Source organism: Synergistaceae bacterium (assembly GCA_021372895.1).
GTDB lineage: Bacteria > Synergistota > Synergistia > Synergistales > Synergistaceae > JAJFTP01.
Genome location: JAJFTP010000081.1, coordinates 21,214 through 38,916 on the forward strand (window position 1 = coordinate 21,214; position 17,703 = coordinate 38,916).

Annotated in this window: 17 protein-coding genes; 5 read left to right on the top strand and 12 right to left on the bottom strand. The window is 47.3% G+C overall.

What is annotated here, in order from left to right; translation table 11 throughout:
- Positions 1–6: 6 nt before the first annotated feature.
- Positions 7–765: a sulfite exporter TauE/SafE family protein gene (locus LLF78_07500; GenBank protein MCE5202340.1), complete on the bottom strand. Its 759-nt coding sequence runs from the start codon at positions 763–765 to the stop codon at positions 7–9.
- Between the two features lie 50 nt (positions 766–815).
- Here LLF78_07500 and LLF78_07505 point away from each other — a divergent pair, with 50 nt between their 5' ends.
- Positions 816–1,637: an MBL fold metallo-hydrolase gene (locus LLF78_07505; protein MCE5202341.1), complete on the top strand. Its 822-nt coding sequence runs from the start codon at positions 816–818 to the stop codon at positions 1,635–1,637.
- Positions 1,638–1,652: 15 nt separating this feature from the next.
- A complete protein-coding gene (locus tag LLF78_07510; GenBank protein MCE5202342.1) occupies positions 1,653–2,018 on the top strand; it encodes a metal-dependent transcriptional regulator in 366 nt (121 codons plus the stop codon).
- 81 nt (positions 2,019–2,099) lie between these two features.
- Here LLF78_07510 and LLF78_07515 read toward each other — a convergent pair whose 3' ends face one another.
- The gene (locus LLF78_07515; protein MCE5202343.1) at positions 2,100–2,657 is read right to left on the bottom strand and encodes a biotin transporter BioY; all 558 of its coding nucleotides are present in this window, start codon (positions 2,655–2,657) and stop codon (positions 2,100–2,102) included.
- 90 nt (positions 2,658–2,747) lie between these two features.
- Positions 2,748–3,449 (bottom strand): DUF554 domain-containing protein, encoded by a 702-nt coding sequence (locus tag LLF78_07520; protein ID MCE5202344.1) that lies wholly within the window; start codon positions 3,447–3,449, stop codon positions 2,748–2,750.
- 343 nt (positions 3,450–3,792) lie between these two features.
- Here LLF78_07520 and LLF78_07525 point away from each other — a divergent pair, with 343 nt between their 5' ends.
- Positions 3,793–3,870, top strand: a complete 78-nt coding sequence (locus LLF78_07525) for an SEC-C domain-containing protein (GenBank protein ID MCE5202345.1) — start codon at positions 3,793–3,795, stop codon at positions 3,868–3,870.
- 57 nt (positions 3,871–3,927) lie between these two features.
- Here the strand turns inward: LLF78_07525 and LLF78_07530 are convergent, their stop codons facing one another.
- The 9 genes from LLF78_07530 to LLF78_07570 all read right to left on the bottom strand — a co-directional run bounded on the left by LLF78_07530 (position 3,928) and on the right by LLF78_07570 (position 15,651).
- Positions 3,928–4,989 (bottom strand): alanine racemase, encoded by a 1,062-nt coding sequence (locus LLF78_07530; GenBank protein MCE5202346.1) that lies wholly within the window; start codon positions 4,987–4,989, stop codon positions 3,928–3,930.
- Between the two features lie 126 nt (positions 4,990–5,115).
- Positions 5,116–6,432 carry a saccharopine dehydrogenase NADP-binding domain-containing protein gene (locus LLF78_07535; protein MCE5202347.1) on the bottom strand — a complete coding sequence of 439 codons (1,317 nt, stop codon included), beginning with the start codon at positions 6,430–6,432 and terminating at the stop codon, positions 5,116–5,118.
- A gap of 42 nt (positions 6,433–6,474) precedes the next feature.
- Positions 6,475–7,236 carry an aspartate/glutamate racemase family protein gene (locus tag LLF78_07540; protein ID MCE5202348.1) on the bottom strand — a complete coding sequence of 254 codons (762 nt, stop codon included), beginning with the start codon at positions 7,234–7,236 and terminating at the stop codon, positions 6,475–6,477.
- 49 nt (positions 7,237–7,285) lie between these two features.
- The gene (locus LLF78_07545) at positions 7,286–8,701 is read right to left on the bottom strand and encodes a hypothetical protein (GenBank protein MCE5202349.1); all 1,416 of its coding nucleotides are present in this window, start codon (positions 8,699–8,701) and stop codon (positions 7,286–7,288) included.
- Between the two features lie 214 nt (positions 8,702–8,915).
- Complete coding sequence (locus LLF78_07550) at positions 8,916–10,157, bottom strand: saccharopine dehydrogenase NADP-binding domain-containing protein (GenBank protein ID MCE5202350.1); 1,242 nt, start codon at positions 10,155–10,157, stop codon at positions 8,916–8,918.
- Between the two features lie 248 nt (positions 10,158–10,405).
- Entirely contained in the window at positions 10,406–11,074 is a 669-nt protein-coding gene (locus tag LLF78_07555; GenBank protein ID MCE5202351.1) for a GntR family transcriptional regulator, read from the bottom strand.
- Between the two features lie 115 nt (positions 11,075–11,189).
- Positions 11,190–12,452: a class II fructose-bisphosphate aldolase gene (locus tag LLF78_07560; protein ID MCE5202352.1), complete on the bottom strand. Its 1,263-nt coding sequence runs from the start codon at positions 12,450–12,452 to the stop codon at positions 11,190–11,192.
- A gap of 188 nt (positions 12,453–12,640) precedes the next feature.
- On the bottom strand, positions 12,641–13,918 hold the full coding sequence (locus LLF78_07565) for a Glu/Leu/Phe/Val dehydrogenase (protein MCE5202353.1): 1,278 nt from the start codon (positions 13,916–13,918) through the stop codon (positions 12,641–12,643).
- 437 nt (positions 13,919–14,355) lie between these two features.
- Complete coding sequence (locus tag LLF78_07570) at positions 14,356–15,651, bottom strand: O-acetylhomoserine aminocarboxypropyltransferase/cysteine synthase (protein ID MCE5202354.1); 1,296 nt, start codon at positions 15,649–15,651, stop codon at positions 14,356–14,358.
- A 262-nt stretch (positions 15,652–15,913) separates the two neighbouring features.
- On the opposite strand from LLF78_07570, the gene LLF78_07575 reads away from it, so the two are divergent.
- Together LLF78_07575 and ald are read left to right on the top strand one after the other, a co-directional pair.
- Complete coding sequence (locus LLF78_07575; protein MCE5202355.1) at positions 15,914–16,315, top strand: hypothetical protein; 402 nt, start codon at positions 15,914–15,916, stop codon at positions 16,313–16,315.
- 125 nt (positions 16,316–16,440) lie between these two features.
- Complete coding sequence (gene ald, locus LLF78_07580; protein MCE5202356.1) at positions 16,441–17,565, top strand: alanine dehydrogenase; 1,125 nt, start codon at positions 16,441–16,443, stop codon at positions 17,563–17,565.
- Positions 17,566–17,703: the final 138 nt, after the last annotated feature.

Below are 17,703 nucleotides of genomic sequence, written 5' to 3' on the forward strand. Positions count from 1 at the left end.
GGATTTTTAACGGAATGTGTCGAATAAAATTTTGCCCGCGCTGATAAAAACAGCGATTGTGAGCAACCATCGTATCCACTTTTTGTCGCCACTGAGGTTGAAACGGGCTCCCATGTTGCCGCCGGCCATGCTTCCGAGAGCGAGTGCTGGCGCAGCATACCAGTTCACCATGCCGAACGATGCAAAGAGAATCAGGCTTGCCACGGTGTATAGCGCAGTGACTACTATCTTTATGATATTTGCTTCTTTCAGATCTTCCTTACAGCCGCCTACAATAGCCCATATAAGTAAAAAACCGACGCCGGCCTGAAGAAATCCGCCGTATATCCCGACGGCAAAGAGTACAACTGTGCGAACGACAGGTGAGAATGGTTCCCCTGAAGGGTTTTCCCACATCGTTGGTTTAACAATGAGCAGTAAACCCATAGTGCATATCGAAACAGCCGCAATGACGCGAAACGCTTTTGGAGGCATGTAGACAGCCGTCAGTGTCCCTATTATCGCACCCGCAACAGCAGGAATGATATACGGCCATACTTCGCGCCATTTTATTCTGCCGCGTTTGTGATACAGCCCCATGGCCGAGAAGTTCTGCAGCAGTATGGAGACGCGGTTCGTAGCGTTTGCGATGCCTAGATCCAGCCCGACGAAGTTAAGTATAGGCAGGGTGAGGAGCGAGCCTCCGCCTGCAATGACGTTGAGGAAGCCCGCGGCTGTCCCCGTGAGCGTTACAAAAATCAGCGGCAAAAAATTTGCGAACTCCAAAGTATAATGTCCCCTTTTTCATGTACAATTATAGACAGGTGGCGATGTCTATGCTTAAAGTTACAGTTCTGGTAGATAATAATACACTTATTGACCGTTATTTTACAGGGGAGCCCGGCTTTTGTCTCTGGGTCGAGGCTGGAGCCAAAAAGATCCTTTTTGATACCGGCTACTCTGATGTGTTCATCCGCAATGCACAGCTCATGGGGCTGGATCCGGCGGAGCTTGACGCCATATTCCTCTCGCACGGGCACAATGACCATACCTGGGGGCTCAATCACCTTATTCAGTACTACGACAGGCGGCAAATAAAAAAAAGGCCGGAGCTTACAGCACATCATCAGGCGCTGGAAAGAAAACGCAGCGACGGGCTTGAGATAGGAATGGTCATGGCAAAGGAAGTCATCGACAAGTATTTCCTGATGAAGCTTTCCTCCGGGCCTATGCGTATAACTGAACGACTTCTGTGGCTCGGTGAGATCCCCAGGAGGATAGAGAAAAATAAAGCTATAGGGAAGCGCATCATAGACGGAAAAGAGTTTGACGATTTCTGTCATGATGATTCCGCGCTCGTCTATGAAGCTAATGGGGGTCTGGTGATACTAACAGGCTGTTCTCACTCGGGAATATGCAATATCATAGAATATGCACGCAGGCTCACTGGAACGGATAAAATACTTGATGTGCTGGGCGGTTTCCATATGCTGGACATGACACGGGAAGCAATGGCGGCAACCGTTGAGTATCTTGCGAAGGATCCTCCGGAGGTCATTCATCCGTGCCACTGCACCGACCTTAAAGCTAAGATGGCGCTTGCGTCTAAGATCAGCGTAGAAGAAGTCGGAGTGGGGCTTGAACTGCAATATGAGTGACGGAGGTCGATGGGTATGCAGGAATCCGGAGAAAATTATCTCGAAACTATACTGATGTTAGGAGAGGAGAACGGCACTGTCCGTTCTATTGACATAGCGAACAAACTTGGCTACGCGAAGCCGAGTGTCAGCAGGGCAGTGGGATTGCTCAGGGAACGCGGCTTCATCACGATGGAGCAGAACGGCGAGCTTTTGCTTACGCAGAGCGGTTTTGAAAAGGCGAGCGCAATCTATGAACGCCATAAACTTATATCGAAATTCTTCGTGGAACTCCTTGGTGTTGAAAAGGACGTCGCCGATCGTGATGCCTGCAGAATTGAGCATGTCATAAGCGAAGAGAGCTTCGAGAAGATAAAAAAATACGTTACGGACAAATTTTAGACTGACGGTAATTTTAGACTAAAACAGCCGGACAACAAAAAAAGATTTTTTCAGCCGGCCGTCTTCTGTCTGCCGCTTTTATTATTTTAAGAACAACCCGGTTTTGTTAAGCCGCTCTGCTATTACTGCGGCCAGAAAAGCCTTGAGGATGTCGCCTCCTATTGTGCTGAAAAGGCCTACCGCAAACACCTTAAACAGCGGCATTCCGTTTCCCGGCATCCAGAAGTTCATTATAACGTAGAGATGGACAAGACCTATTGTATAGACTGCGGCTATTCCAGACAGGCCTGAAAGAAAATATTCTTTTTTTGTGATGGGGAGACCTTTTTGACAGAGTGATTCCATAAATCTTCCTGATATCCATGCACATGCAATAAAACCTATGATATAACCGAAAGACGGGGTCAGTATAGACCCAAGCCCGCCTCCACCTGTAAACACAGGAATGCCTATAAGTCCCATAAGCATGTAAAGAGCCTGTGATGCAGCTCCGCGTCTTGAGCCCAGAACGAGTCCCGCAAGCATGCATACAAGCGTCTGAAGCGTGAAGGGGACAATCGGGATGGGGATCATTACGCGCGCACTTACCGCCGTCAATACCGCGAATATAGAAATCTGAGCCATCTCTTTAGTTTTCATGCCGAACATATTATGCCGGAGTTTTTATTATGTCAACTATAAAAACTAAACTGGTTGACATGAGTTCGCATTACGGCTTTCTGCTTCAGACTAAATGAACAATTGGACCAACACTACAGAAAGAATCAGCCCAGGCAGCATATTCATAACCCTTATCCTCATGGATCCCAGCAGATTTATGCCGATCGCCATGAGCATAAGACCGCCGGTGGCGCTCATTTCAGTTATCGCGGCATCGGACATAAACGGCTGTGCCCATCCTGCTGCTAGAGTGAGCGCCCCCTGATAGAGGAATACCGGTATGAAGGAGAAGATTACGCCAAAACCAAGAGATGCCGCCATTGCTACGGATGTCAGTCCGTCGATAAGTCCCTTTGCCAAAAGAAGCGATGGGTAGCCTCCGAGGCCCTCTTCAAACGATCCTAGCACAGCCATAGAACCGGTGCAGTATATCAGGCTGGTCGTTATAAAGCCTGTTGAGAAACCTTCAGCTGATTTACCAAAGCGTGACTCAAGAGCCTCGCTGCCGCGTTCAAGCCTTCCCTCAAGATCCAGCAGTTCACCTATGACTGAGCCTAGGGCAATGCTTGCAATAACTATAAGCGGCTGTCTTGTCTTTATTGCCATAGACAGGCCAAGAGAGATCACAAAGAGCGCCATTCCCTGCACCGGAAGCTGCATTATCTTTTGCGGCAGTTTTTTTCTGACGGCAAGACCAAGAAGAGCTCCGCATATTATAAATATTGCATTTGCTATGCTGCCGAAGAGAGGGATGCCTACCAGAAATTCCAAAAAAATACCCCGCTTTGCCATGGCTGCGAAAGAATCGAACAATGAAAAGGAAATCGTATGGCGCTTTCCTGATTTTGACCTTGCTATTGTTTGTCCGTCGTTAGGCCATTGTAGTAGTATGTCGGATCTACAGTTACCAAGTGATGATTATATTGCGGTAATGATTATAACGCAAACTGTAGGGAAAAAGGAGCCGGCCGATCCGCCGGCTCCGCAGATCTTATATGATCGACAATTGCAGAAGCAAAATTTAAGCATCTGAATCTTTCAGTCCGTATCATTATTGAGCGAAGGACTTTCTTTTAAGATGATAGCCGCAAGAACCTTTAACATTGATAAGGTCATGAAAGCGGGCAGAAATGGAAATGATCCCTGTCCCTGCGGAAGCGGTCTTAAATATAAGAGATGCCACGGAAGATAGGATGGGCATGATTCAGTTCAAAGCTGTTTTGAAAATTCCACTATACTTCAAACCAAATCAGCAAAAAAATTTCTCAACATAAGGTGATGTAGCTGCGGTCATCATGGCAGCATAATTGACGCGGAACGTCGCAGTTTCGCCAACTTCGGGAGGCTTATGTATGTTTTGGAGATCACACACGAGATGGTCGCTTGAAGCTCCGAGGATTTTTATTCCGGGGTCAAAAGGGAGCAACCCCTCAGGATAGATATCCTGCCTTCCTGCGGCAAGTATCCCGCGAAGGCGTGTTCCGTTATCATCAAAATAAGGTGTCCGTCCAAAGGCGTCAAAGCCCGGGATGCCCCATGGTTTGCTAGGCTTGAGCGCGATCTCGACCCATTCGGCAGAGAACTCCATCGTTTCCTGTTTGAGCCAGTTGAAAGGCTCCCATGCTATCGCACCTCTCAGCATTGCACTGCCAGCCCGTATTTGATTGATCCCTTCAGGTAAAGTTCCTTCATGAAGCATAGGAACGCTTGTCGTTCCGCCTATTGAAATCGTTTCCAGCGGATAACCTACCATTTCCTCAATGATCTCGCTACACCTTACAACGTGTGACAGGTTCTCCACGGAAGGAAGTATCCCGCCAAAACATCCGAGGTTAGTTCCTGCTCCCGCTATTCTGACACGATCCAGTCCTTTCAGCTGTTCTTTCATTTTCATAAGCTCGTCGGCCATTATCCCTTCGCGCAGGTCCCCTGCTTCGACCATAATGATAACTTTGTAATTTTTCTTTTTGAGACGGCATTCCTCTTCCAGCAGAGAAAGCGATCTTCCGCTCGATATAAGTGTCGAATCCGTCAGTTCGAGAATTTCCTCGATCTCTCCGGGCATCGGTATGCGTATCAGTAAAAATTTACAGCTAAGTCCGGAATTTTTCTGTTTTCTTATATTGTCCAGCCTGCTGTCCGCTAAACCTGTACAGCCGCCTTCTATAAATATCCGCCCTAGTTCGGGCGCACCGCACAACCCTTTTGTAACTCCCCAGAGTTCCACTCCCCGCTCTTTCGCCACGCGTGAAAGGATCATAGTATTTTCATATATCGGATCACGGAATATCTTCAGAATCGGATTTTTCAAATGTACTCCTCCACTCTGCCCGCGGAAACTACAGGGTAAAATCATATAACAATCAAGCAGAAGGCCCTCCATATATACAGTTCCGTTATGCCGGTCCCTTACGGAGAAGAGACCGGCATTTATTGTTTAAAGGGATATAAGGTTCTCTTTGAGTACTATTCCCTCATTTTTGAGTTCATCAAGGACAGGTTTATATATTGCTTTTGACATAGGTAGGTGAAGTCCCGGTGTATTTATCTTTCCTTCGAGGATGAACCTCGTGGCGATTGCCGGCGGAATTCCGGTTGTTCTCGCTATAGAAGTCCATCTCCCGGGAACGCCGAAGTCTATCAGTACGGAACTGTGCATTTTCTTAGTGCCATCTGGGAATATTGCTGTAACTTCGTCGCATAGTATGACCAGATCTCTTTCTTCAGGGGCGAATGCCAATTTTTCGGCAAAAAGAAGAGAAACAACATCGCGTGCCGAACCCTTATCAAAAGGAAGCAGGTTATCATCAAAGAATCCGAGCCAGCCCATGCGTAGAATGAAGGCCGACCAGGGCTTGAGTCCAAAGCGCTTGCAGAGGGCTTCTTTCGGAGATCCGTTGCTTCCTGCCTGACGCGCAGTAAACTGAGCAAATGTTATGCCCTTGGTGTCCTGAACCTCAGTGTCAAAAAATCCTATCTCATTCATGTAACAGATAGTTTCGCACCAGCCATGATAGCGCAGTGTCCCTCTGTAAATCGTTTTCGCCTCTGGAATATTATATCCCTCTCTGTAGACGGTAGAATCCGCGTTAGCATATGCTTCAAACGTTCCCAGTTTAGGGACTTCATAGAGAAAGACATTTTCGTAGGTTTCTCCATCCGGCCAGAGTATTTCTTTTCCGTCTATAAGAACCTTTGCGGTTCTCTTGCTCGCGCCGATAAGGCTTGCCGGCGACCATGAGAGCTTGTATCCCCAAGGGTTCGTGTTGGCATCAGCTGCCGGGAGAGCACCGCAGAGAGAACGAAAAGACTCTATTTTGCCGCCCTGCTCGTGTATCTCGTTTATCGTCTTAGCCGCGGACATATGATCAATACCCGGATCAAGTCCGAGCTCTACAGCAAAGACTATCCCTGCTTTTTTGATCTCGGCTGCCATTGACTTCGTAGATTCGTCGAGATATGCCGGGTGGACCATGCTGACCTTTTTGTCAAGGCATATCTTCGACACCGGCGGCATGAACTCCGGCGGGAGAAAGCTGACTACTACACCGGGAGAATAGCGGTCGATAAGTTCACCGGCTTTAACTGCAGCATTTGTCTGTACCGTCTCCACGCAGCCTGAAAGACGCGCCGCCAATGCAAGGTTGTCCGCCGACATGTCAGCTACAACAATCTTGCAGTTGCCTTTGCGGGCAAGGTAATCGATGAATGGCCCCGAAATATGGCCTGCGCCAAAAAGCAGAACTGTTTTCATTTCAAAATGCACCTCCGAAATTTATATGTGTCTGCGGCTGCCTCAATAAGGCCGCGCAACGCCGATCGAACGGGCAACTATCCCCATGAGCGTCACGAAGTCATATACAGGCAACCGTACGGCATCCCTTATTGCCTGAGCAAACGGCGGAAGATCCGTGCATTCGAGTACGAAAGCACCTATCCCGATGTGTTCCCCTAACGCTCTTACTGCCGTGTCAACGACTTCTTTTGCTATGACCTCAAGATTTATGTCTTCATCAGGAGCCGTAAAAATTTTATTCCATTCGTATGAATTTTCCATGCCCAGGATCTCAACTTTAATATCCGGCGTAATACCGACCGCATGAAGATGTTCCTCCCTCAGTGCGGCCTTTTTTGCGGTTATAATGGCGACTGTCTTGCTTGGGGAGATAATACCGTGTACAAAAGGAACCTGTAACAGGCTTGATGTGAATACGGGAACATCAAGGGCCTCCGTAAGTTCTTTATGAAAAATAGCGTTGAAACCACAACTTGTGGTAATAGCGGCTATACCTTCAGATATAAGTTTTTTAGATTCTTCTATCATATTTTTTAAGACATCCCTGCTTGGATTCTCAAGGACGGTCTCTATATTTGCACCCTTGATTCTGCAAAAACGGACAGGGAAAGGATAAGAATTGGGGTTCGTGCTGTTTCCTGTCAGTGATTCAAGCTGTACAAGACCTCGCGGTACATGCCCAGCTTCCCAGCAGAGGATAGCAATTTTACATGGTTCTTGATTCACGTTTTCATCCTCCGTTTCTGATGTAGAGGGGACCATATATAGCCCCCTCCAATATGATTCAAAAAATACATCAGTCAGACAGTGCTTACAGGACCATTCCAACGACCAAGTAAAGACCTAGTGATATTACAGCGCACATAATAGCGTATGGGAGTTGAGTCGAAACGTGGTCCATGTGGTCACTTCCAGCACCAAATGATGATAGACATGTCGTATCAGAAACAGGGGAACAGTGATCCCCGAAAACTCCTCCGCCGACAATCGCACCAACTGTCAATAGAACTATCGGTGCAACCACGCCACCGGAAAGGCCAAACGCGATGGGGAGCGAGAAGGGAACAAGCAACGCATATGTCCCCCATGATGTTCCTGTAAAGAATGAGATACATGCACCCGCTGCAAAAGTAATCGCCGGGAGCAGCGCAGGAGTCATCCATGCCTTGGTAATGTCAATAACGTACTGTTGCGCACCCAGGCTCTTCGAAATGGTGTTGATACAGTATGCCAGCGCGAGAATGAATATCGCAGGCAGAACACCCTTGATTCCGGCAGTTGCGGTATCGGTAAAATCCTTTACATTTTTGAAATATCCTCCTACTGACATAACTATCGACTGGTACATGACAACTGCAAAGAATGCCTCAAGAATCTTTACACTATGTAAGGTAACAAATGTTCCGACTGCAATGACAATCAGCATTGCCACCGGAATAACGAGGTGTAGGACCATGTGGGTCGCTTTGCCTGGAATCGGTTTGATTTCGTCCAGTTCTGGTCCCGCAAGCGGCGTTGCACCGTCACGAATGACCTTGCCTTCATTCTTTGCACGATCCTCCGCCCTCTTCATCGGGCCGAAATTAGGGATAATCTGGTAGGCAAAGAGTCCACAGACGATGACAGCAAGCCATCCGTAGAAGTTGTAGGGTATCGAACGGATGAACACATTCATACCCTCTTCTGCTGTGGCTATTGCCCCCTGGCCTTTCAGAAGACCGGCAATATAGACTGCCCAGCCTGATATCGGGACCAAAGTACATACGGGCCCGCTGCCCGAATCAAGAGTATAGGAGAGCATTTCTCTTGAAACTTTGTACTTATCTGTTATGGGACGCGCGATAGGACCGCTGAAGAGAGGACTGAAGTAATCACTGAAGAAAATAAAGATTCCCAGAAGCCAGCCAAATCCTGAGGCCGCTCGTCTGCTGCGGATTTTTGTGCTGCCCCATTCTGCAAATCCCGTGATGACGTTGGCCCTCATATAGAATGCGATCATGATACCGACTGCAACTTCGATCATAAGCACCCAGATGAAGTCACCATTGCCCAGCGAAGCCTGGAACAGCTTTGAAAGTCCCGTTGCCGGGTCAAATCCGGCAATTATCACGCCTATAATACAGCCGATGATGAGTGAAAAGACTGCGTCTTTTGTCTTGAATGCCAAGAATAGTGTCAGAATAACAGGTAATAAAGATATGATCCCTTTCGGTGCTATGTCTCCCATCTTAATTCGCTCCTTTCGTTCTTTACTTCTTGGACAACTATAAATCTCTTAACAAATTACTATTGCACCTGCGGAATAACCCCCTCCTTTTAAATAGAATAACAAAGGCATGAGGCATCTTGAATTTTTTTTATCGGATATCATGATTCCTTCTTTATATATATTAAGATTATTTTTCTTAATTATTCATCAATAGTTCTGTTGCCGTGATAAATTAGGGTTTTTCATTTCCATCCCATTCTTCGAGATTTCTGCTGAAGGTAATACCTCTCTTTGCAAGCTCTTCCATATACGGTTGAAATGGGGCATTGATCGGATTGACTATCCCCTTATTTTGAATAGTCCCGTTAAGTATCATCTGCGCACCGATAGAAACAGGAAATCCGACAGTACGCTGCATTGCGGTCAGGCCTGAATTAAGATCTTTGTAATCCATTATCTGAAGGATTACGCGAATGGGCTTGCCATCCTTGTATCCCCTGACGTCGGAGCGGATAAGCGCCACATCGCGCTCGTCGTTTTCATAGTAAAACTGCTTCTGCCCGCCAAGAAGCGCGGCGCAGAAAGCGTCAGGAGCTATTTCGACATTGCCGGCCTTTATTGGGATCGGAGAGATAAAGCCGCATTTTGCCATAACGCTCCAGAATGCTCCGGTACCTGGCCAGCGGCAGATATAACGGCCCATCGAACTTATCGTATTCTCAATGCCTAATATCTTGGCAAAAGCTTCACTGTCACCGTTTGCAAAGCACTCTAGCTGTGAATCGAACTCCGGCAGTTTCAGAAAGTGCATATTTTGGGCGTCAAACATGGCATCTGCTGCTATATCAACAACCTTACCGCCGTATATTATTCGTGCGGGACGCAGATATGAACGCATGACCCCGATAATGGACCACGTAAATTTATAACGGATAGGGTTGTAGCTGGCTTTAAGTTCTGGAAACCCCGCGCCATATGAGTAGAAGACCTTAACATCGTCGAGTTCGTGCAGTGCCTTCCATCCGAGTATAAGGTCCATACCCGGATCCATTCCGAACTCTTCGAGAATAGTCATGTTTTTTGATTTTGCCTCTTCATCCAATGAGGCAATTTCTTTTATTTGCGCGTCTCTTTTCGTTTTGTCCTGTTCCCCTGGATTAAAGAGATACATCGCCGTGACAAGATTGACTCCGGCCCTTACGGCAAGCTTTGCAACAGGAAGCGCAAATTCACCGGGAAGAAGTTCTATCACGACGTCAGATTGTTTCATCAGGTCAAGTACAGCTTTTTCATCCCTGATATCCAGCTTGGCAGCTATGACACGCGAATCATTTATGCGTTGTGGAAGAGACATAATATCGTCCGCAAAATCGGCAACTATCACTCTACCGACGGATTTGTTCTTCAGAAGATCGACCAGTGAAGCCTTTCCCTGCATCCCGTAACCAAGCTGTAAAACAGTGTGCTGGCCCATAGAAAGAATGCCTCCTTATTTTTAATGCATACATCTATGCATTGTTGTATAATCTATTCGGAAAATATCATGAACCATTAATAATGTCAACTGTAATTTTATAAGTGAATGTTTACACAAATATTATGCAGCATCCAAATAAAAGCAAGGCCGTACTTTCCAAATTTGGGAAGATACGGCCTGTTGTTTATATATTTTGTTAATTTTTACAGCGAACAATAAATATTTGACAAACCAACAATTCTTTGTCAATTGTTAAAAATACTGTGCCCGTCCTGTATCATAAGAAGTTTTGAAAATGTTGTGTAGATGTGCTGCTTCATAAGTCTTCGAGCCTCTTCAGGGTTCTTTTCCCTGATCGCCCTGACTATTGCTGCGTGCTGCTTTGGCGTCTGATGTTCAATGACTATATTTGATGGTTTGTAGAAACCATCAAAGTAAAAAATATATATGCTGGAACGCCCAAACATATTCTGCACCCATTTTTCGATATAGTGGTTACGGCTGAACTTAGCTATGGATAGGTGAAAATCCTCATTTATGCTCGCCCAGAGTTCCCTGTCCTTGTTCTCAAAGGCTGTGGTATCTTTACAAAGCATCTTTTCAAGCCACGACACTTCTTCTTCGGTAGCATTCTGTGCCGCCATCGCAGCGGCCTCGCCTTCCGCCACCTGACGCGCGTTGAATACTAATTCCGCGTCTTCTGGGGTAGGTATCGGGATATAACAGCCCTTCTTCGGTATCTTGTTCAAAAAACCTTCCAGCACGAGGCGGCCAAGTGCGCGGCTGACAGGAGTCCGGCTCATGTTGAGTTTTGGAGCGAGGTCCAGCTCAAGCAGGAAATCTCCAGGATGATATACCCCTGAAAGGATCTCATTGATAATAAATCTATATGCTCTTTCTTCTGCATTATCCAATTAACTTCCCCCAAAACATGGCTAAAACAAAAAAATTGCCGACAAGATAGGTGATATTTTAACATAACTATTTGCCGGCAAAAAGATTTTAACCTGTATTCATGAAAAATTACAACTAGTCGTCGTAGTTCTTGCCTTCCCTGCCGCCTTTACCCGGGGCGTTCTCAGCGGTGTAGCTGCTGCGCTGTCCCATGACCTTGCGGTCCGGCGTGGCGTTATGGTCCGGACGGCGTGACATTACTTCTGCAACCGCATCCGCACTGCCCTCTGCTCCGAAGGCAGCAATGAAGCGCGACGCCCACCATTCCATCTCGTCTATGATGCGGTCGATAACAGGCTTTGGTTCTGCAAGGATCCTGTCGCAGAACGGCAGGTTCAGTTTTTTATAGTCGCCGCTTTTGCGGCTCATCCCCTTTTCATCAGCAGCCGCAACTATTTCATTCCAAAGCTCCGTCGATATTCCGCGATCTGCTTCCTTGGTGTATGCTCCGCCCTCGGTGATCGCGTTGCCGGTGTCCGGATCCATCTTGATCCCAAAGTATACATTCTGGAATAACGTCGCGACATTTCCCTTGCGTATGCCATATTTTCTGAATGTCGATACTTTGTCGAGAGGCGTCCCGGAGATGCCGTGCTGCGCTATCGTTACTCCGTACGGCGCGATCACATCCGCTATTTCCTTTGTTCTTTTGAGGTCAATACCTTCCATTTGTCCCACTGTCGGGTCATATGTCCCGTGTAGGCTTCCGTTAGATATTGCAAGATAGTCAGGAAATATTCCCCATGCGTTGAGCCCGCCCACGTAATAGAGGGCTTCCTCTACTGTTGAGAGTTCGCCCGGCCCCTTTATTTCACCGACCTCGACTTCAAGCCCCAGCTCCGTTGGCAGCCATCCAGCTATCGAACGGGTAGCAACAAAGTTTTGATAGTCATCCAGGTGCGATGCATCAATAGCGACCGATGTGAATCCGTTGACCAGTATTTTGCATAGATGCCCGACACCCTTCAGGACGTCTTCCTGGCTTTTGATGGCATAGTGGTCAACGTGGAGTCCGAAAACTGCACCATGTCCTATCTCTGCTGAATATTTCAACGCCAAGTCGGGCATGTTGTCATAATTCGAGCCGCAGTAACCTGCCTCGGATTTTGCAAGCTCAATAAGCACGGCTGCGTTCTTTTTCTTAGCTGCCTGAAGCACTGCCTTGATAACGAGCGGATGGCGTGCGTTAGCAGCAAGAACGATAAAATCAACTTCTTTTGCCGCCTCGACGATATCCCGGCCACTGACAAGTCCCATAGCCTCGCTGCCAAAACGAGCCTGCACATTGAGCGGGCGCTTCTTAAGCAGCTCCTGATATGACTTGCTGTTCACATCCATGTGGAATCTCCTCCTGCGGAAATATTTATAATCTGATACTTTTATAATTATAGCCCCCAGCTAAGGATAAATAAAGCGGATCTATACTTATATAACTAAGATCTGAAACGGTTATATAAGCACAGATCCTTAAAAAATAGGAGACGGGCGGGAGCCCGTCTCCTTAATATGCAGTATATATCTGGAACTTAAAGGAAGATCCCCTTCAGTTTAAGGCCGTCAGCAACGCGTTTGATCGCCACAAGGAACGCCGCACGGCGCATCTTCACATTATGCTGCTGTGCATAGTCCCAAACCCTGTGGAAGTTGTCTGTCATGATCGGAACGAGACGATCATTGTATTCCTTCTCTGTCCAGAAGAATCCGGCAAGATCCTGTACCCATTCAAAATATGAGCCGATGACGCCGCCGCTGTTCGCCAGGAAGTCTGGAACGATGATAATCCCGCGTCTGTCAAGAATTACATCGCCTTCCGGAGTTATAGGTCCGTTTGCTCCTTCAACAATGTAGGATGCCTTGATCTTTTCCGCGTTCTTCTCGTTGATGGCCCCTTCGAGTGCGCATGGAGAGAGAACAAGCGCTTCCTGCTCGAGAATCTCTTCCCCGCTCATCTTCACAAGTCCGGGCTGTGTGTAGCCATCAAGGATACGTTTTGGATGCGCTTCAACAAATGCCTTTGCAGCAACAACATCAATTCCATCCTTGCAGTAGTAACCTCCGGTAATATCGCTGATGCCTACTATCTTGGCGCCTGCCTCATGGAGGAAGAGCGCGTTGTATGTTCCGACGTTGCCGAAACCCTGAACGATAATCTTCGCGCCTTCGATTTTTTCGCCCTTCTCTTTGAGGAGTTCGCGGATGCAGATAGAGACACCGAGTCCTGTGGCTGCTGTGCGGCCTTTTGAACCCCAGTATGCAATAGGTTTGCCTGTGACAACGCCCGGCTCAAGGTGGCCGCGAAGCTTGGAAACTGTGTCCATGATCCATACCATTTCAGGGCCGCCGGTGTTGACGTCTGGAGCGGGAACGTCAGTCCAGTCACCGATAAACGGTGCAATGCGGGCTGCGAAGGTACGTGTCATCATCTCACGCTCGCGCGGTGAAAGGTCAAACGGATTTACTGAAATGCCGCCCTTGCCTCCGCCGTAAGGAATGCCGGCGAGTGAACATTTCCATGTCATAAGGCTTGCCAGCGCTTCACACTCTTCAAGGTTGACGTCGGGGTGAAAGCGAAGACCGCCCTTTGCGGGGCCACAGACTGTAGAGTGCTGTACGCGATAACCTTCAAATACCCTGACCGAGCCATCATCCATCGTTACAGGGATGGAGACGCTTATCGAGCGCTCCGGACGGCTCATTACTTCGATAAGGCCCTCATCGAGCCCCATCTCTTCTGCTGCTGCGTAAAAATTCTTAAGCGCAGTGTCAAGAAGAACATTTTTGGAAGTACGTTTCTGTACGGCCATACAAAAAACCTCCTTGGTTTTTTCGCCCTAGCGGGCAATTCACTTTATACAGATCATCCCGCTGATGGGATGATCCTAATGCACACTATCAATTGTATCCCTGTTTTTTAAGTGAGTAAAGAGGGTCAAAATGCTGGACCGTAAAATTGACGGCAAAAGTTAAGAAATAGAATAAATTATGCCATATAACTTAGAGAAAAAAGGCACAATGTCGATTGCCAACCAAAACTTCCGCGAAAACAAACTACGCACTCTCTGCGACAAACCTAAAATAAGCACAAGATAAAGATTTACATGCTTAATTGAGAATATTAGCACAAATGCTTCTTATTTGGACTTAGCGTGCAGGACTTATGCCTGTGCCGGATTTATAAGGCTACGGCCTCCTGACAGTAAAAGTTAGGGTATTGTTACGGCGCCGATCCTTTTGGCCGTCATTATCTTCCTGCGGCAGAATCCAATCCTGCGGTAAGGTCCTGAATGATATCGGAAATGTCTTCCAGTCCCACGCTGAGCCTGATAAGGCCATCACTGAGACCGGCCGCATGGCGCTGCTCGGTTGTAAGCTGGCTGTGCGTAGTGCTGGCAGGGTGTATTATGAGTGTGCGCGAGTCACCAAGGTTCGCCATATGACCGATGAGGTCGAGATTGTCAAGAAGCCTGCGTCCCGCCTCAATCCCTCCTTTTACTGAAAACGCCATCATGCCGCCGCATCCTTCTTTGAGGTAGATCTGTGCCATGTCGTTCTGAGGGTGACTCGCAAGTCCGGGATAACTGACCCATTCGACCGCTGGATGTGCTTCAAGAAACTCTGCGACCTTAAGTGCATTCTTGCTATGGCGCTCCATGCGAAGCGCGAGCGTCCCAAGCGAGAGGTGAAGCAGATAAGCGTCAAAGGGCGACTGGCATCCTCCGAGATCGCGCACTATAGAGGCGTGGAGCTTAGCATAAAGAGCGGCCTTACCGAATTTTTCCGTGAAAGTTATGTCGTGATATGCCGTATCCGGTTTCGCAAGGGTCGGGAATTTATCCGGATATGCGCCCCAGTCAAAGTTTCCCCCGTCGACCACTGCTCCGCCTATAAGGTTGCCGTTGCCTGAGATGTATTTCGTGGTAGAGTGGATGACAACATTTGCCCCCCACTCTATCGGGCGGCATAATGCCGGCGTTGCAAATGTGTTGTCAATTATCAGCGGCACGCCCTGACGTTTGGCGATACTGGCGAGGGCTTCAAGCGGCGCGACATTCATCATCGGGTTGCCGATAATTTCTGTTATGATCGCGCGCGTCTCGTCGTTTATTGCCTGTTCAACCTGACACGGATGGTCACTGTCAACAAGTATAGTCTGAATGCCGAACCGCTTGAAAACGTTCTGTAACAGCGTAAGCGTCCCGCCATAGATTTTTTTCGATACGACCAGATTGTCGCCATAAGAACAGATGGCTGTGATCAGATGTGCAAATGCCGCCTGACCGGATGACGTGGCGAGGCATCCGGCTCCGTTTTCGAGTGAATTCAGTCCCTCCTCAAACGCACATACTGTGGGGTTTGAGATCCTTGAGTAAATAAAGCCATCCTCTGCTAAATTAAATAGATCAGCCGCATGTTCTGTGCTGCGGAACTGAAATGCGGACGACATGTATATCGGAAGCCCCGACGCGCCTGTTGCAGGATCATACTTCCATCCACTGTGCAATGCTTTTGTCATCATTCCGTAATTTTTATTGTCCATTATTAACTTCCCCTTCCTTGAAATAAAAAAGCCGAACCTAAAAATCAGGTCCGGCCTGTTGAATACGACGTTTTCAACGCGTCTATTTCATCAGCGGACATTTTAGCTGCAACAAATGATATTGTCAACCGAAACCGGTCAGCCCTATAATATACCATATACCAGTCCTTATATATATACAATCGGATAATTTAAGATTATAGTATTACTTGTATTATAGATATTCTCAAAAAGAATATAACCAAGGGGAGGAGTTTTTCAGATGCAGGAAAATGTTTGGGTGGTTACTATTTCGCAGGGGCCGGATGTTACTGATGCGGAAGTTTTCGATAACGAAGCGGATGCTGAGAATTTTGCACAGGAGATGGCGATTCAGCACAATGGTTCATATAAAGTGATTAAATCAGCTTTCAACAGCAGGAAAAAGATAACTGAAGCGGCTCAGCACTGGGTGGAACTTCCGGATTTCGACACACAATGTATCGAATGTCTCTTTGAAGAGATTTCCGATGTGCAGCAGGAAGAGTTAGATACTGAAGCCTGTGCTAAGTTCCTGGAGGAGCACAAGGATAACTTCCAGAAAAAAGCGGACGAGATCGTTCAGGAATATCTGCGCAAGGAGCTGCACGATTACCTTTTAAATGAAAGGGTGATCCTGGGATAAAGAAGTATCAAATAAATTTTTTTTACTGATTCGGTTTGAAGTATAGTGGAATTTTCAGAATATTAGCTGTATAATCCAATCGTTGTTTACATAGAACCTAAAAAACAAGAAAGGGGACTTGTAAAGTGAAGATAGGATGTCCAAAGGAAATCAAAAACCGGGAGTACCGCGTAGGTTTGACGCCTGCGTCGGCGGCAGCTTATGTACAGTCAGGGCATGAAGTGTTCATCGAAAAAGGTGCAGGATCGCAGGCGGGATTTACAGACGAAGAATATGTCGCCGCCGGTGCGCGTATATTGGAATCAGCTAAGATGGTATGGGATACAGCGGAGATGATCGTGAAGGTGAAAGAACCTTTAGCCGCAGAATATGGGCTGATGAAAAAATCACAGCTTATATTCACTTATTTCCATTTTGCAGCTGATCTTGAATTGACTGAAGCGTGCATTAAGTCGGGTGCGACATGTGTTGCGTATGAAATGGTGGCAGAACCATGGGGACTTCCCCTGCTTCAGCCTATGAGTGAAGTCGCGGGGCGTATGTCCGTTATAATGGGAGCGTTCTATCTGGGCAGGACATTTGGCGGAAGCGGGTTGCTGCCAATGGGTGTCCCTGGTGTCGCTCCGGCAAACATACTGGTAATTGGAGGCGGCAATGTCGGGATAAATGCAGCGAAGGTTGCGGCCGGACTTGGAGCAAGGGTTACGATAACAGACGTCAATCACCGCAGACTTGCATATCTTGCGGAGGTAATGCCTGCAAACTGCGTTGCCATATATAGCGATGAAGTGACTATAGCGAATGTAATAAAAGATGCGGATATGGTCATCGGCGCTGTGCTCCTGCCTGGCGGAGCAAAAGCCCCGAAGCTTGTCACAAGGAAACATCTCAAATCTATGAGGCCGGGATCGGTTTTTGTAGATGTAGCTATCGATCAGGGCGGAGTAGGAGAGACCTCACGTCCGACGACACATGATGATCCGATATTTATCGAAGAAGGTGTAGTGCACTATTGTGTCGCAAATATGCCCGGAGCGTATGCAAGAACCGCGACTATAGCGCTGTCCAATGCTACTGTCGGTTACGGTGTGCAACTTGCAAATAAAGGGGTAGTTAAAGCCTGCGAAGAAAACGCCGCTATTTTCAAGGGCCTTTCAATATATAAAGGCAAACTGACCCTTCCTGCCGTTGCAGATGCTTTAAAGATGCATCATGAGTATATGGAGACCGGCGCAGCGCTGAAATTATAGGTTTAAAGACTGTATTATCAGCAAACACACAAAACACCCCGTCATATGACGGGGTGTTTTGTGTGTTTTTACTTGTATATTTTGGCAATAGTGGTGTAAATCTATAGTCTGCCTTAAAAGGCACAGTTGAGTCATACC

Bases quoted from the DNA above. Each gene is read 5' to 3' on its own strand.
- LLF78_07505 (MCE5202341.1), top strand. From the start codon at position 816: ATGCTTAAAGTTACAGTTCTGGTAGATAATAATACACTTATTGACCGT.
- LLF78_07510 (MCE5202342.1), top strand. From the start codon at position 1,653: ATGCAGGAATCCGGAGAAAATTATCTCGAAACTATACTGATGTTAGGA.
- LLF78_07515 (MCE5202343.1), bottom strand. From the start codon at position 2,657: ATGAAAACTAAAGAGATGGCTCAGATTTCTATATTCGCGGTATTGACG.
- LLF78_07525 (MCE5202345.1), top strand. From the start codon at position 3,793: ATGAAAGCGGGCAGAAATGGAAATGATCCCTGTCCCTGCGGAAGCGGT.
- LLF78_07535 (MCE5202347.1), bottom strand. From the start codon at position 6,432: ATGAAAACAGTTCTGCTTTTTGGCGCAGGCCATATTTCGGGGCCATTC.
- LLF78_07540 (MCE5202348.1), bottom strand. From the start codon at position 7,236: ATGGTCCCCTCTACATCAGAAACGGAGGATGAAAACGTGAATCAAGAA.
- LLF78_07545 (MCE5202349.1), bottom strand. From the start codon at position 8,701: ATGGGAGACATAGCACCGAAAGGGATCATATCTTTATTACCTGTTATT.
- LLF78_07550 (MCE5202350.1), bottom strand. From the start codon at position 10,157: ATGGGCCAGCACACTGTTTTACAGCTTGGTTACGGGATGCAGGGAAAG.
- LLF78_07560 (MCE5202352.1), bottom strand. From the start codon at position 12,452: ATGGATGTGAACAGCAAGTCATATCAGGAGCTGCTTAAGAAGCGCCCG.
- LLF78_07565 (MCE5202353.1), bottom strand. From the start codon at position 13,918: ATGGCCGTACAGAAACGTACTTCCAAAAATGTTCTTCTTGACACTGCG.
- LLF78_07570 (MCE5202354.1), bottom strand. From the start codon at position 15,651: ATGGACAATAAAAATTACGGAATGATGACAAAAGCATTGCACAGTGGA.
- LLF78_07575 (MCE5202355.1), top strand. From the start codon at position 15,914: ATGCAGGAAAATGTTTGGGTGGTTACTATTTCGCAGGGGCCGGATGTT.